Genomic DNA, 14775 nt, shown 5'->3' with positions numbered 1-14775 from the left:
CCTCACCCGCTCGCGCAGGTGGGGGCGTTCGCTATTTCGTGAATCGCGTGACAAATCGGCGCTGCCACGGCATTTCGACGGCGCGAGGTGAGTAGTGCGCGCGAACGTACGCGGTGGCGTCCTGACTCGGCACGCCGTCCACGACGGCGAGAGCGGCCAATGCTGTTCCGGTGCGGCCGTATCCACCACCGCACGCGATCTCGACTCGTTCGGTTTCCGAACGCACCCACGCTTCCTGCAGGGCGCTGCGCAGCGCAGCCGGATCGCTCGGCAACCAGAAATCCCGCCAGCGGACCCACACCGAATCCCACTCGGTAGCGGGAGGTTCCTTACCGGTCAGGTAGACGCCGAAGGTGGGGAGAGGTCCGGAAGGAAGTGGATTGCGGAGTCCTCGACCCCGGATCGATCGTCCCGACGGCAGGTCGAGTATCCCTAAGCTCTCGGGTTCCCATGTGACCATGAATTCAGACTAGGCCGAAGCGAACTGTCAGGGAATTGCGACGACGCTGATGTCGGTGCCCTTGGCAACGAGGTCGTTCTTGACGCTCTGGCTGATGATGACCGAGCTGTCGTTCTGAGTGAGCTGACGCACGGTGATCTCGAGGCCGAGGCGGCCGAGTTCTTCGCGTGCGGAGGAGACGGAGCGGCCGATCAGCGAGGGAACCTTGACGGAGTCGGAGATCAGGAGAACAACGGAGGTGCCGGCGTTGACGGAGGACCCGCCAGCGGGATCGGTGCCGATCACGTTGCCGCCCTCGACGGCGTCGTCGAATGTTGTTCTGGTGGTGCTGACGGAGATGCCAACCTTGTCGAGGGCGGCGCGTGCGGCGTTCTCGGACATGCCCTTCACATCGGGAATGTCGACTGGCGGTGACCCTTTGGACGTGATGACCTTGACCGAGGAGCCAACGGCAACTTCAGTTCCCGGTGCCGGGTCGAGGGCTGCCACGCCGCCGATCGGGATCTTGGAACTGAAGGTGTCCCCGCCGTCGACCGCCACGAGGGTGCGGTCGGAGAGTTGTGCGCCCAACGCCGTGACGTCGCCGCCGGCCGGAATGGGTGGGACCGTCGGACGCCCGAGCGAAGTCAGGAGCGCGACGGTCGAGCCTTTGGTGACCCTGGATCCGGAGGCCGGATCTGTCCCGAACACCGTGTCGATGGGTTGGGCATCGGAGTACTGACCCTGGACGTCGGGAGTGAGCCCGGCGTCCTGCAGGGCGGTGACCGCAGTGTCCTTGGTCAGCCCGTCGATCGAAGGAACGGCTGTGTAGCGGCCCGAGCCCATCCACCATCCGCCGAAGCCCAATGCAAGCGCGAGGACCGCGATGACGAGTAGCCAGATCAGGGTGGCTCGCCGCGATTTGCGTCGTGCCTCGACAAAATGAGCATGTGGATCGTGGGGCTCCAGTTGGTCGTCGCCGAAATCGGAACCGTCGTCGAAATCCGAGTCGCCGTCGACCGTCGCCGGACGAGCAGTTTGAGCGGTGACCGCGCGAGTGTGCTGGATGCCGCCGGGGGGAGGGGAGCCCGTGCCGAGCGCCGTCGTGGCTGCGGCAGCAGGGGCAACGCCGGACGCCAACACCGTCGTGGCAGCAGAGTTCGGGTGCGCAGCAGCGTTCGGGCGCGCATCCGTGGGGGGCGCCGGCGCCGGTTGTGGCCGAGCCGGGGCAACCTGTGCGCTTTGGTGCTGGGCGCTTCGGCGCGGCGCCGGAACGCGATACGACGGAAGCTCCAGTTGTTCGCTCACGCTGCGAAGTGCAGCTGCCATCTCACCGGCGTCGGCGAAACGATGTGCCGGCTCGCGATGAGTGGCTTCGGCAACCAGGCGATCGAACTGCGCCGGTACACCGGGGATGCGGGAACCGGGGCGCGGGACATCGTCGTGGATGCGTTGGTAAGCGATGGAGAGCGACGTATCTCCGGTGAAAGGGGTTGTACCGGTGAGAAGTTCGAACATCAACACGCCGGTGGAGTAGACGTCGCTTCGAGTGTCGGCAATTCCGGACGTCACCTGTTCCGGCGACAGATAGGCCGCGGTGCCGAGGATCACGCTGTTGGATGTGGTGGTTGCTGCCGCGGCCGCACGCACCAATCCGAAGTCGGCGATTTTCACTTCACCGGTGTCGGAGATGAGGATGTTCTCCGGTTTGACGTCACGGTGAACCAGTCCCGCTCGGTGCGCGACCGCCAGCGCGTCCAGGACAGGCGCTACGACCGCTGCAACGGCGTGAGGCGGCATCGGTCCGCGCTCACGGAGGAGTTCGCGCAAAGTTCCACCGTCGACGAGTTCCATCACGAGGAACACGTGATTGCGATCGCTGCCCTGGTCGTAGACGGCCACCAGGGCCGGATGCTTGAGCCGGGCCACGGCCCTGGCCTCGAACTCGAAACGAGTCAGGAACGCTGGATCACCGGCGAACTGCGGGTCCATCACCTTGATCGCGACAGGTCGATCCAACCGTGTATCGAGGCCTCGATACACGGTCGACATACCGCCGCGCGCGATCGGTGCGTCCACTCGATAGCGGCGCTCGAGCATTTCGCCGATCAACCCTCGACCTCCGTAATGACTGTTCCTCCGTATTTACGATCTGCGTGTGTACGATCTGCGTGTTTACGATCTGTGTGGTGGCTATCGGCAAGTAAGTGGTTGTATGCGGCGCAATGGCCCCCGCCGTACGGGCGCCGATTCACGGTCACCGCGCATTCCCGGTTACTGATACGCCGCATCCCGTCCATCGTAGCCAGCGATACCGACGCGGAAGTCTCGAGAACGTCACAGAGCGTATTGACCGAACCGGAGCGACGGTTTCGAGCACGCCGCCGGGCGGTACACAGCGGGCACGCCGGACCGGATAAACTTCCCGCGGTGAGCGCGATTCCTTATTGTGATGATGTCCTGGATTCTTCGGTTTCCCTGTTTCAGCTGGTGGATGTGGCGAAGAACGTCGGGTTGCCGGTGAGCAAGGTTCACCAGTTGCTTCGCGATCACAAGATCGTCGCAGTCAAGCGTCACGGTGTCCTCGGTGTTCCCGAAGTGTTCTTCGGCGAGGACGGCCAGATCGTCAAGTGGCTGCCCGGTCTCCTGGCGGTGCTGCACGACGGCGGCTACACCGACATCGAAATCCTTCGCTGGTTGTTCTTGGCCGACGACTCCCTGCCGGGCCGCCCGGTAGACGCGCTGCACGGTCATCTCGCGCGTGAGGTCATCCGCCGCGCGCAGGCGATGGCTTTCTAACTTGCCGGCTTTCTGACAACTCACCCACTGCGCATTCAACCGCGCCGGATTTTCGCCGCGTACGTAGCCGACCGGACGAGACCGGGCGCCGCGACCCGAAGCCGCGTGCGTCCGGGAACGGATACTCGTCGATGCAGGATCCGGAAGTCGGCGCGCTCGACCTGATCGAGAATTGCTCCGTACAACACGAAAGCTGTGTGAATCGACGGCTGGACTCGCCGGTCGAGCATCGGGATTCCGGATTCGGCAGACCGATACCGTCCTCGCGTCACGGCAATGAAGTGTGCCAGTGCACGCTTGACGCGAACGTCCACCGTGCCGGTTCTGCGCCCGTGCTCGAGCATCTCGATGTCGACGCCGAATGCGGCGAACTCGCTTGCCGGTAGATACAGGCGTCCGCGGTCGAGGTCTTCGCCGACGTCGCGGATGAAGTTGGTCAGCTGAAACGCCTCACCGAGATTCGACGCGGGCACCACTGCTTCCTGCTGCGGAACGCTCACTCCGAGAATCGGGAGCATCTGCAAACCGATGACGACGGCCGAGCCGTACATGTACTCGCCCAATTCGTCCATGGTGTTGTAAACGGGTCGAAACTTCGCCATGTCGGGGGCGTCCATCCGCATGGACTCGAAGAAGGCTTCGAAATATGTACGAGGAATGTCGAACGTCTTCACGGCGTCGGCGAAGGCCGGCAGTACCCGGTTCAGGTCCGCGGGAACCGTCGCCGGGAGGTCACGGATTCCGGTGGCGTGCAGTGCCGTGAACGTCGCGCGTTCGACGTCAGCGAGGACAGTGCCGCGTTCATGTGGACCCGACGGCTCGTCCACGATGTCGTCGACGACGCGAGCAAATGCGTAGAGGGCATGAACTGCGCGGCGTCGTGGCTCGGGTAGCAACCGGGCGGCCAGAAAGTATGTGCGGCCGTGTTCCTTCGTCACGCCCTCGCAGAATCCGTAGGACGCGGACAGTGCGTTCATGACAAGTGGATCGCGCGGATCAAGGCGCCGAGGTCGCCGAGGCTGGTGTAGAGACTTCGGCCGGTTTTTCATGACGGCGACCACGAAGTCGGAGTGGGTCTTCCGTCTGCAAGGACATCGCCGCGATCACGGCGGCGAAGACGGCCAGAGCCACATGCGGGAAGGTGTACAGGCCGATGGATCCGTCCGGCTGGAACACGAGCATCAGCCAGGTGGACAGGCCGGTGAGTACAGCGAGGGTGGTCGGCGACATTGCGAAACCGGCCGCTACTGCCAGCGGCCAGGAGTAGTACCAGGGGAGTGCGGCGGGGGAGAGAACGACGATGGCGACCATCACGATCACGATGCCCATGACGGCGTCGCGCTCGGTCTTGCGGTAGCGCCACCACACGGCGGCGATGATCGCGATCAACACGACTGCCGAGATGGTCCGGGAGACTTCGAGGATGTCGTTGAAATGGTCGCCGGCGAACCAGGAGGTGGCCATGGTTCCGATGTGCGCCACGATCGTGGGCAGCGAGAGCCAGTTGATGATCTTTGCCGAGCCGGAGAGCGCTGTTGTCCAGCCGAGGCCGACGCCGGCAATCAGTGAGGTGGATCCCAGTACTGCCACGAACACCGCGAAACCGGCACCGGCCGTCTTGACGAACGACCGGATCGGTGACGCCGGTTCGCGGCCGGCGGCCGCGGCATCCTCCCGCTCGTGGATCATCCAGATCCAGACGATGAACGGAAGCGCGACGCCCGCGGTTGCCTTGATCGCGACGGCGAGTGCAATCAACCCTATTCCGAACAGATGCTTACGTTCGAGAGCGAGCGCGATGCCTGCGGCCATGAGGCCGACCATGAGCATCTCGTTGTGAACGCCGCCGATCAGGTGGATCAGGACGAGGGGATTGAGTACTGCGAGCCACAGAGCGATCGAGGTGTTTCCGCCGAGCTTCGTCGCGAGATGGGGGACGGCCCACATCATCAGGGCGAGTCCGGGGAGCATCGTGATCCGCAACAGCATCGTGCCCGCGATGACGTTCTCACCGGTCAGACGAACAATGGCGTCGGCGAGGAGAAGGTGAACCGGCCCGTACGGAGTAGTAGTCGTCGTCCACACGTTGGAGACGTTGTCGAGCAGGATGCCCGGATTGACGACGGGCCCGACGGCGTACGGGTCGAAGCCGTTGCGCAACAAGGCGCCTTGTGCCAGGTAGGAGTAGGCGTCGCGGCTGAACATGGGAACCGCGAACAGCAGCGGAAACGTCCAGACCGGGACGACGTAGCGCAGACCGCGCAGCGAGACTTCACCGCGCAGGGTCGAGCGGCCCAGTCGAACCCAGGCGCCGATCATGCAGAGAACACCGATCCACACGATTGCCGCCGACAGGATCGATCCGTGTCCGAAACGTAGCCAGGACAGATGCATCGACTCGAGCAGCGGATCCTGGCGCCGGACGCTACCGGCGCCGAATCCACCGAAAGTGATCATGACTGCGCCGAAGAAACCGAGCAGTGCACTGTGACCTTCGGGAGTCCGAAGGAAATTGGCGGCCCTTAGGTGCCACGGTATTTCAGTGGCTGCGGCAGAGGACGTCATCGGTGCAGGTTCCTCCCCCGAGGAGATCGGTGTCGATCGGCGCGTGCAGCGCCCGAGTCGGTGAATCGTGGATGAATGGTCGGTTACGAGGGGCTAGTTTAGTTGCTCGCACGAGTGCCCACCGCGCTGGCTCGCTCGCGTGTACCGGTAATACGTTCGGCGGCGAGCCGACCGGACAGCAGAACGGTCGGTACTCCTACCCCCGGAACGGTTCCCGACCCGGCGAGAACGACGTTGTCGAAGCCGCGGGCGAGGTTCTTGCGTCGGAACGGCCCCGTCTGGGTGAAGGTGTGTGCCGCCGCGAACGGACTACCGGCGGCCATGCCCTTCGCGAGCCAGGTCTGCGGGGTGTCGACGTGATCGATCTCGAACGACTCGACCAGTCCCGTGTAACCGCGTTCCTGCAGCGTAAGGAGGATTTCGCGAACGTAGGGCATGCCGAGAGTCGACCAGTCGAGCGGCGCACTGTCCAGATTCGGGCACGGCGCGAGGACTGACAACGGTTCACGGATCCGGCCGTCTCGCGAGAAGGCCAAGCCCGGATCGGTCTGTGCCGGTCGGGTGACGAGCAGTGACGGATCACTCATCAGTTGCCCGCGGCCGCGGCGTGCCGTGATCTCGGCGAAGGTACGCTTCCACGCCTCGCCGAAGTCGATCATGTGGTGTCGCTGCGCGGGCCATCCGTCGGCGACCGCAGAGGAAACAGTGCCATGAATCACGACCGCGGACGGCGATGTACGCACTCGGCGCGGGCGGAATCGGGTATGTGGGCGCAAGAGCGAGTCCGTGACGGCCATGTCGGGAGTGAGGACAGCGGCGTCACAGTGGAAGCGCTCACCGTCGCGTGTGTGAACGGCTTGCACGCGCCGATCGCTCACTTCGAGGCGTTCGACAGTGCGGCCGAGATGCAGAATTCCACCGGCCTCGGTGAAGGCGTCGGCCATGGACTCGGCGATCGTGCGCATCCCGCCCTCGGGGAAGTAGACGCCGAGCGAGGTATCCATGTGCGCGATCGCCCCGTACACCGCGAGGGCTCGAGACGGAGCAACGCCGGCATACAGCGCTTGGAAGGTGAAGATCCGCCGAAGGCGAGGGTCGCGGATCTTGCGATCCACCTGCCCACCCAGTTTCCCGAATCCTCCCAGCGCGACGAGTCGGCTCAGATCCTTGACCGCGGCACGCGAATTGACCAGTCCGAGGGGAGAATCGAAGTCGGCGTCCATGAAGCGATCGAATTCGGCGTCGAAGATTCGGTTCAGCCATCGGCGCAGCACTCGATATCGCTGCGCTTCTTCCGGCCCGCAGACGCGGGCTACTTCGGCAGCCATGTCTTCGGGATCGGCGTGAACGTCGAGAGCGGTGCCGTCCGCGAATCGCGCGTGGTACGTCGGATCGAGCTTGTGCACAACGAATTTGGGGTTCGTCGAGTCGGGGTCGGCGCCGACGGCGGCAAGGGCGTCTTCGACGAGTTCGGGCATCGTCAGCACGGTGGCGCCGTTGTCGATGCTGTAGTCACTGCCTTCGTAGATGCCGACTCGTCCACCGACCGAACTGTTGCTCTCGAGAATCGTGACTTCGCGCCCGGCGCCCCGCAGATACAACCCTGCAGACAGTCCGGCGAGTCCGGCGCCGACGATCACGACCCGATCGGTCGGCGAGCTGACAGTTCGAGTGCGGTGCACGTCTGCCACGGTCAGTAGCTTCGCTTCGTGGCCGCGACCGCCATGTCGGTGAGACGAGCCTTGGCCTGCGCCGTTGCTGTGCTTGCACCGAGAGCGTTCGACGCTGCCTCGACGAGAGTGTCGATCTGCGTCTCGACGTCGGTGACGGCGCCGAGATCGGTCATCACCTCGCGCAGGGTGTCCACTTCGTTGTCGGTCAGGTCGGTGCCGATTCCGTTGCGAAGTAGTTCGGCCGCCGCCGGGTCCTCGGCGTCGGCGCGGGCGAGTGCCATCGCGAACAGCACAGTGCGCTTGCCTGCAATGAGATCGTCGCCCGAGGGTTTGCCCGTGACGGACGGGTCTCCGAACACTCCGAGTAAGTCGTCGCGAAGTTGGAACGCGATACCGATGTCCGTTCCGAACGTGCGGTAAGCGTCGATCAGCTCGGCGTCAGCACCGAACAGTGCGGCGCCGAGGTGCAGTGGGCGTTCGATCGTGTACGCGGCGGTTTTGTAGCGGTTGACCCGCATGGCCGCCTCGACGGTTTCGTCACCGCGGGCTTCGTTGCTGATGTCGAGGAACTGGCCACCGAGCACCTCGGTGCGCATTGCCGACCAGACCGGGCTGACCCTTGCGGCCGCCTCGGGGCTGATCCCGGATTCTCGGATCATGTCGTCCGCCCAGGCCAACGCCAGGTCGCCGAGCAGAATGGCGACGGCCTCGCCGAAGTGCGCGGAGTCGCCGCTCCACTTCTCGCCGCGGTGCTGGTCCTCGAATTCGACGTGAACGGTCGGGAAGCCGCGCCTGGTCGTTGATGCGTCGATGATGTCGTCGTGGACGAGCGCGCAGGCCTGAACCAGTTCGAGGGCCGCGCACGCACGAATCACCGCGTCCGCGTCGCTCCCGTTCGGGTCGCCTCCGGCGCCGAGCCAACCCGTCCAGGCGAACGACGGCCGGACCCGCTTTCCCCCACGCAGGACAAAGGCCTCGAGGGTATCGACGGCCTTCTCGTATCCACCGCCGATGTTCGAGACGAGTTCGCGGCGTGAAGCGAAGAAGTCGCGGAGCGCTCCTTCGAACAGGCCTGGCAGTTCGAGTGAGGTCGGATGCGGTGCGGTGTTGGTCGAACTCTGTCCAACGCGCGCGGTTCCTGCGGACAGGGTGGCCTCCAAGATCGGTATGTTCTCGCGCCGGAGGGTTACACGGAAGCGAGCTTGGAGCCCAGCTTAGTGGGGGTTGGAATCAACGGCGGGTCGGGCCGTGAACTGCGTGATCCTGACATTCGGGATGCGCAGTCCTGGGCGATGAGCTTGTTTGCGGCTGGAAAACATATGCTTGACCGGTGACATTCGATCCAGTCAGGGGCCGCTCCAGCGAGGGGTGGGCCACCCGAACACCGTCGATCGTCGATCGGATCGCTTCCTCGACAGGTAGCCGCATTCCGTTCTCGGTCGAGTTTTCGCCGCCACGCGACGCCGACGCCGAAGCGCGCCTGTGGCGTGCGGTGCGTACCTTCGAGCGGCTCGGACCGGCATTCGTCTCGATGACGTACGGCGCAGGCGGGTCGACGCGCGATCGAACAGTGCGCGTCACCGGTGAACTGGCCGAAGAGACGACCCTGCTGCCGGTCGCTCACCTGACTGCGGTGTCGCACAGCACCGACGAACTTCGTGCCATGGTCGGTGCCTACGCCGATCGTGGGATCAGCAACATCCTCGTGTTGCGCGGCGATCCGCCCGGCGATCCGCTCGGCGAGTGGAAGAAGCATCCCGAGGGCGTCGAGTACGCCGAGGAACTCGTGCGGATGGTCCGTGACCTGGGCGACTTCCACGTGGGTGTGGCGTCGTTCCCCGAGGGCCACTACCGCGCTCCGGACTTGGCATACGACACGAAGTACCTGGTGTCGAAGCTGCGTGCCGGCGCGGAGTACTCGATCACGCAGATGTTCTTCGACGTGGAGGACTACCTGCGTCTTCGTGACCGGGTCAGTGCGTACGACGCGGAACAGGGCGCCAAGCCGATCATCCCGGAGATCATGCCGGTGACCTCGCTGCGTTCGGTGAGGCGCATGCTCGAACTGTCGGGCTCGTCGCTGCCTCCCGCCCTCGAACGTCGATTCGACGCCGCGGCTGGAAGCGGTCCGGAAGAGAACCGTGCAGCGGTCCGTGAACTCGGTATCGATCTGGCCACCGAGATGGGTGAGCGGTTGATCGCCGAAGGCGCTCCGTGCCTGCACTTCATCACGTTGAACTTCGCGCGTGCCACCAGCGAGGTCCTCGATCGCCTCGGTCTCACCCCCGACACCTCGGTCGGGACAGCACAAGCCGTCTGATCTCCGATTGCCACGCTCGACGACAATCGAGCGGGGCAATCGCCAGGCGTTACTTCGCGGTGTTCTTCGGATTCTTGTTGTCTGCTTGCTTCGTGCCAGGCGTCTTCATGGCCGGTGCTTTCGCGGCGGGCGCGCGCTTGATCGGTGCTCGATTGCGCGCCATCCAGGCCATCGCACCGACGATAATCGCGACACCGAGCGCCAGCCCGGCCATGATTCCTGCCCACCCGGCGAAGCTTCGGGTGCTGGGGTCCGCGTAGTTGACCTCGGCGCGCATCGTGGACACCTCGCCGGCGGGCAAGGTCCACGACACCCGGGAATCGCCGTCTCGTGTTCCGTTGGTCGTGCCGACCCGTGCCGGGAAGGCGATGCTGACCTGGACGTCGGCGCCCTGAGTTGGAACCGTCTTCAGGTCTGCCTTGCCGTCGAGTGTGACGGTGTCCCCGGATCGCTTGAGGGTGATCTGGAACGACCCGGACCCCTCGGCGTACATGGAGCCCAGTTGGGCGACGTCACCGAAGGACAGATCGCTGAAGAACGCCTGGCTGCCGACGTATCCGTCCTTCTTGTACTCCTGAACCCGTATCTTGTCCTCCAGTGACGAAGGTGGGGTCAGCTGCGGACCCTTGTCCGCCTCGTTCGCCGGAATAGCAGCAGCTACCACCTGTCCGGTCACACGATCGTTCGCGGACACTCCCATCGACACCTGCACGCGGATGCACCCGGCAAGCAAGGGAACAAGCATCAGGGCGAGCGCGGCAACCGTCAGGAAACGTTTCCGACTGGTCGGCTTGGCGGCGGGATCGGTGGACTGTTGCACAGTGGTCATCGTGCCAGCCGTGGCGTAGCCAGTCATCGAGGCGGGGGCGTGTCGGCGGATGAAGTTCGGCGGGTGACCTTCACGACCTGCTCGAACGACGCATCCAACGACCAGTCGCACCCCGGCGGCTGTCCGACAGTGCGATTCGAGCGGCACTGCGACCACTGGCTCCGGACACCCCACCACCGGGATGCGTCGACGCACCGGTCAGATACAACCCGTCTGCTCCCGGAACGCGATGCCCGGACAGTTCCGGAAGCGGTCGCCACAACATCATCTGATCGAGTGACATCTCGACGTGCATGACATTTCCACCGATCATCCCCAATTCCGACTCGATGTCGCGGGGAGTCTGAATGAAGCGGTCGAGGACGGAATCAGCGAATCCGGGCGCGACGGCCTCCAACTCGCCGACGATCCGGTCGGCCTCCGCCTCCGCGACCGACGCCCAATCACGACGTCCGCTGAGGCGATACGGTTGCCACTGTGACCACAGTGTCACCTGATGTCGGCCGGACGGGGAGATCGTGGGATCGATTCCGCTGAAACTCATTCCGAGAACCGCAGGGCGGGGAGGAAGTTCCCCCGCCAGCGCTGCGCCGTGTGCAGTGCGCAAGTGGGCGCGATCGGAAACGAGCAATTGCAATCCCGACGTGCTTTCCTGCGTCGTGGCATCGCCGCGGTAGGACGGAAGCGCCGATGTTGCCAGTCGCAGTACCGCGCCGATACCGGGGCCTACCCTGATGCGGCGACGCCATCGTTCGAGCGTCTCGCCGTCGAAGCCGCCGCGGCCCAGGAGTTCGAGCGTGGTGAGGATGTGGCACCCGGCAATTACCTTGCGAGCGTGAATCTCTCGACCGTTCTCGGTCGTGGCGGTCCAGTGATTCGAGTTAGGGCGGATCGACGCCACACCGTCACCGAGTGAGATTGCGGCGCCGTCGACAGCCATGCGGGAGGCCAACGCAGCACTCAGCGCGCCACTCCCGCCGACTGCCCGCCCGGGAGGCAAGACGTGCATGAGGGCCGCGAAGCCGACCATCGGAGCGGTTCCCGGTTCCGACATCGGAGGCCCGGACTGGGCGCCGAACCACGCCAATGCAGCCTTGAGTGCCTCGCTGTCGAAATACTCGTCCAGCAGTGCGTCGCCGGGCGCGAGGAACTGCCGCGAGAGTTCGCTGTTGCCGCGTGCGGTGGCGAGACCTCCGAACGCACCGATCAGGTTCGATCCCGTGGGCGGCGCCGAAAACGCTTTCATGACGTGTCGACTGCGCTCCGACCAGACTGCGACGAACCGTCGATACGAGTCGGCGTCCTTTGTCCCGCAAGCTCGTTCGATGGACCGGCAGGTTGCGTCGAGGTCGCGGTGAAACACGATGCCCGGCCCGTCGGTGCCCGGCGCAGGCGGCGCGAACGCCCACGGGTCACAGTCGATGTAGCGCAGCCCGTGCGCGGCGAGTCCGAGCTCCTCGATGATGCCGCTGTGTCGAATCATGAGGTGCGCCGACGACCCCCGGTCCACCTTGTATCCGGGAAATCGTTCGACGGTCGAGACGGCGCCGCCGAGAACCGTGTCCTTCTCGAGCACCTCGACCGACCAACCCTCGCGTGCGAGGTAGGCGGCCGAAACGAGGGCGTTGTGTCCGGAGCCGACGACGACGGCGTCGAGAAGTGCGCTCACAGCGGCAGTCCGCGGCCGAGGACCGCGAACGGTCGGTTGTCGCCGGCAAAACGAAATCTGCGGAGCACGTCACGAAAGCCGAGGCGACGGTACAGCCGCCAGGCACGGTTGTCCTCTTCGTACACCTCGGGGGTCGACAACAGAACACTGCGTTCGGGTCGCTCGGCGAGGAGGTGGCGCAAGAGCGATTCGCCCAACCGGTGACCTTGTCCGTTCGGATGCACGTGAAGTTCGGTGAGTTCGAAGTAGTCGCTCAGAATCGCATCGATCTCGCTCTGGGGGCGACCCGAGCGCCGAAGCCCGTGCAGAACCTGCTGATGCCACCACTGGTCCGGGCTCCCGCGATACCCGTAAGCGATGCCCACCAGTGGCAGATTTTCGTGCGACGGTTGCTGGGGAACGGCCAATGCGCCGACGGCTTTCCAGCCAGGCCGGTTCGCATGCTCCTGCCACATCGGTGCGCGATGGAACTCGGTTCCTCGCGGATAGTCCATCGCTGTGACGTACACGGCCAGTGCCTCGTGGAGTCGACTCGCGAATTCTTCGCGGTCGAGGTCGACCGTATGTGGTGTCCAGGCGATCTGCGGGTCGACCGGTCTCACCTCTTCTCTTGACGGCGTGTCGGTGGGTGCAGTTATATTGAATAGGTCGAACAGATGTTCGATGTGGGTGATCCGGAGATGCCCGAAGGGAAGCGGGCATCTCCGGCCCACCTGGTCTTGGATCCTTACGGTGCAGGAGGTGCCCCGATGTCCGAGCGTGTGAAGCCTGAACGTGTGAAATCCGTACGAACTCTTCCTGCCGAGTTGTCGAGTCCGTCGGAGGCCGCAATCTCTCGATTGCCTATGTCGGCGCGGCGGTCGTTCGGTGCGACGGCCACCAGCCACGGCACTGCTCAAGTGGGAAAGTCCGGTGTGGCATGGGGACTGCTTCGGAAGGCGGATGCGCTTCTGGAGGAAGCGATCGGGGCGGGCGATCCTGCCGACCGGTTCCGGTGTGCTTACCTGGCGGCGCTGCGTGGTGCCGGGGCCGTGTTGGCAGCGGCTCCCGCCGGTGCCGGCTCGAAGCGTAAGCGAACTGGAAACGCGTGGGTCCTGATGGACGCCGCGGCGCCCGCGTTCGGTGCGTGGTCGAAGTTCTTCGCGGGGTGGTCCGCTACGCGTGCGGCCGTGGAAACCGGTGTGTCGATCGTGATCACAGACTCCGATTCCGACGCATTTTTTGCCGAGGTCGGTCGTTTTCTCACAGCCGTCGAAGATTTCATCGGTCAGGACACGTCCGCGCATTTGCAAGCGTCGTGAACAAATGGTCCGTCCCGGCAGTCATTTCCGGGGAAGTTCCTGGTCTGCGCGGGCAAATGGAGCCGAATCGGGGTCCTTCGGCACGAATACGTACGCTTGTGGCGGAACTCGTACCCGGAGTTGGTGGTCCGAGACCTAAACTGCTCGTATTATGAAAACAGGTAATCGTCCAAGTTGATTACCCGCCGCCTCACACCGTGAGGTGGTTGCCAAACTTCCAGTGCCGGGGGAGGTACCGTGCCACTCTCCGAGCACGAGCAGCGCATGCTCGATCAGATCGAGAGCGCTCTCTATGCCGAAGACCCCAAGTTCGCCTCCAATGTGAGGGGCGGCCGTATGCGGGCGCCGTCGAGTAGACGGCGATTCCAAGCAGCGGCTCTATTCGTGCTGGGTCTGGTCCTGCTGATCGCGGGGGTTGCCCTCCCGCTCAAGCCGGGCGGTTTTCCGATCATCAGCCTGTTCGGTTTCTTGTTCATGTTCGGCGCAGGGGTGTTGTTCCTCTGGGGTGGTGGACGTAAGTCCGCAGCAGCTGCCGACCCCGCTTCCGAAGGCGGCAATCATCCGTCCGGTCCGCCGGGCAGGGGTGCTGCCGGTGGTTCCGGACGGGGACGCGGCCGGAAGTCCGGCGGCGGATTCTCGTCGCGGATGGAAGATCGATTCAAACGCAGGTTCGAGCAGGACTAGCTCTCCCACCCTTCTTCGGGGCGTACTTCGAGAGTGATGCAGTTCGGACATGACGCCCTTTGCAGGGCACGAACGACCACACGTGTGGCGGTCGGCAACCAAGGTTGCCGACCGCCACACGCGTTGGTGTGGGTGTTGTCGTGCGCGCTGGCGGGGTTGCCGGCGAATCAGTGACGCGCGAGCGAATCACTCGCCACCCTGGCTGCCCAACAGGCACGCCCACGGGCATCCTCCACTTCGCTCCACCCGGCCCTCCACTTTCCTCCACCCTGGTCGAACTGCGACGCACGACCAGACCTCGTCCAGCTCACGCCTATTCGAAAACCGTGCTTGTACTGCGATTATGTCTGGGGGAGCGTCAAATCGTGGCGTGAAGGGTCGATATGACGGTGGTGTGGGCCGGGACACGGTTGCAAATTTCCCCCACGTCTCCCCACCTGCGCTGACCTGCTATTTATCAGCAAATGATGCTGAATAGGGACCATGTGCTCCTTGT

The 14775-nt window shown here is 64.4% G+C and carries 13 protein-coding genes; 4 read left to right on the top strand and 9 right to left on the bottom strand.

What is annotated here, in order from left to right; all coding sequences use genetic code 11:
- Positions 1-31: 31 nt before the first annotated feature.
- Positions 32-460, bottom strand: coding sequence for a protein phosphatase (locus ACFWEM_RS26900; protein ID WP_378538833.1), 429 nt, complete (start codon positions 458-460; stop codon positions 32-34).
- 27 nt (positions 461-487) lie between these two features.
- Complete coding sequence (pknB, locus tag ACFWEM_RS26895) at positions 488-2551, bottom strand: Stk1 family PASTA domain-containing Ser/Thr kinase (RefSeq protein ID WP_378538832.1); 2064 nt, start codon at positions 2549-2551, stop codon at positions 488-490.
- Between the two features lie 318 nt (positions 2552-2869).
- Between pknB and ACFWEM_RS26890 the strand changes: the two genes are divergently transcribed.
- Positions 2870-3238 (top strand): Rv2175c family DNA-binding protein, encoded by a 369-nt coding sequence (locus tag ACFWEM_RS26890; RefSeq protein WP_378538831.1) that lies wholly within the window; start codon positions 2870-2872, stop codon positions 3236-3238.
- 35 nt (positions 3239-3273) lie between these two features.
- Here the strand turns inward: ACFWEM_RS26890 and ACFWEM_RS26885 are convergent, their stop codons facing one another.
- From ACFWEM_RS26885 to ACFWEM_RS26870, 4 genes are all read right to left on the bottom strand, one after another.
- Entirely contained in the window at positions 3274-4215 is a 942-nt protein-coding gene (locus tag ACFWEM_RS26885; RefSeq protein ID WP_378538830.1) for a phytoene/squalene synthase family protein, read from the bottom strand.
- A gap of 19 nt (positions 4216-4234) precedes the next feature.
- Complete coding sequence (locus ACFWEM_RS26880; RefSeq protein WP_378538829.1) at positions 4235-5803, bottom strand: alpha-(1->6)-mannopyranosyltransferase A; 1569 nt, start codon at positions 5801-5803, stop codon at positions 4235-4237.
- Between the two features lie 98 nt (positions 5804-5901).
- Complete coding sequence (gene crtI / locus ACFWEM_RS26875) at positions 5902-7494, bottom strand: phytoene desaturase family protein (RefSeq protein ID WP_378538828.1); 1593 nt, start codon at positions 7492-7494, stop codon at positions 5902-5904.
- 2 nt (positions 7495-7496) lie between these two features.
- Positions 7497-8636 (bottom strand): polyprenyl synthetase family protein, encoded by a 1140-nt coding sequence (locus ACFWEM_RS26870; RefSeq protein WP_378538827.1) that lies wholly within the window; start codon positions 8634-8636, stop codon positions 7497-7499.
- Between the two features lie 170 nt (positions 8637-8806).
- Here ACFWEM_RS26870 and ACFWEM_RS26865 point away from each other — a divergent pair, with 170 nt between their 5' ends.
- On the top strand, positions 8807-9796 hold the full coding sequence (locus ACFWEM_RS26865) for a methylenetetrahydrofolate reductase (RefSeq protein WP_378538826.1): 990 nt from the start codon (positions 8807-8809) through the stop codon (positions 9794-9796).
- A 49-nt stretch (positions 9797-9845) separates the two neighbouring features.
- On the opposite strand, the gene ACFWEM_RS26860 is transcribed toward ACFWEM_RS26865, so the two are convergent.
- From ACFWEM_RS26860 to ACFWEM_RS26850, 3 genes are all read right to left on the bottom strand, one after another.
- Entirely contained in the window at positions 9846-10625 is a 780-nt protein-coding gene (locus ACFWEM_RS26860) for an LppM family (lipo)protein (RefSeq protein ID WP_378538825.1), read from the bottom strand.
- Positions 10626-10695: 70 nt separating this feature from the next.
- Entirely contained in the window at positions 10696-12294 is a 1599-nt protein-coding gene (locus ACFWEM_RS26855; protein ID WP_378538824.1) for a phytoene desaturase family protein, read from the bottom strand.
- On the bottom strand, positions 12291-12896 hold the full coding sequence (locus ACFWEM_RS26850; protein ID WP_378538823.1) for a GNAT family N-acetyltransferase: 606 nt from the start codon (positions 12894-12896) through the stop codon (positions 12291-12293). The genes ACFWEM_RS26855 and ACFWEM_RS26850 overlap by 4 nt, the downstream gene beginning before the upstream one ends.
- A gap of 147 nt (positions 12897-13043) precedes the next feature.
- Between ACFWEM_RS26850 and ACFWEM_RS26845 the strand changes: the two genes are divergently transcribed.
- Together ACFWEM_RS26845 and ACFWEM_RS26840 are read left to right on the top strand one after the other, a co-directional pair.
- Complete coding sequence (locus ACFWEM_RS26845) at positions 13044-13595, top strand: SAV_6107 family HEPN domain-containing protein (protein ID WP_378538822.1); 552 nt, start codon at positions 13044-13046, stop codon at positions 13593-13595.
- Between the two features lie 237 nt (positions 13596-13832).
- Positions 13833-14279 (top strand): DUF3040 domain-containing protein, encoded by a 447-nt coding sequence (locus tag ACFWEM_RS26840; RefSeq protein ID WP_378538821.1) that lies wholly within the window; start codon positions 13833-13835, stop codon positions 14277-14279.
- Positions 14280-14775 lie beyond the last annotated feature (496 nt).

It is taken from the genome of Rhodococcus sp. NPDC060176 (assembly GCF_042728675.1).
Lineage (GTDB): Bacteria > Actinomycetota > Actinomycetes > Mycobacteriales > Mycobacteriaceae > Rhodococcus_F.
Note: the sequence above shows the minus strand (reverse complement) of the source record. Positions and strands in the feature narration are given on the sequence as shown.

Excerpts from the sequence above, each read along its gene's own strand:
- ACFWEM_RS26900 (WP_378538833.1), bottom strand. The coding sequence starts at position 460 with ATGGTCACATGGGAACCCGAGAGCTTAGGGATACTCGACCTGCCGTCG.
- ACFWEM_RS26885 (WP_378538830.1), bottom strand. The coding sequence starts at position 4,215 with ATGAACGCACTGTCCGCGTCCTACGGATTCTGCGAGGGCGTGACGAAG.
- ACFWEM_RS26880 (WP_378538829.1), bottom strand. The coding sequence starts at position 5,803 with ATGACGTCCTCTGCCGCAGCCACTGAAATACCGTGGCACCTAAGGGCC.
- ACFWEM_RS26860 (WP_378538825.1), bottom strand. The coding sequence starts at position 10,625 with ATGACCACTGTGCAACAGTCCACCGATCCCGCCGCCAAGCCGACCAGT.
- ACFWEM_RS26845 (WP_378538822.1), top strand. The coding sequence starts at position 13,044 with ATGTCCGAGCGTGTGAAGCCTGAACGTGTGAAATCCGTACGAACTCTT.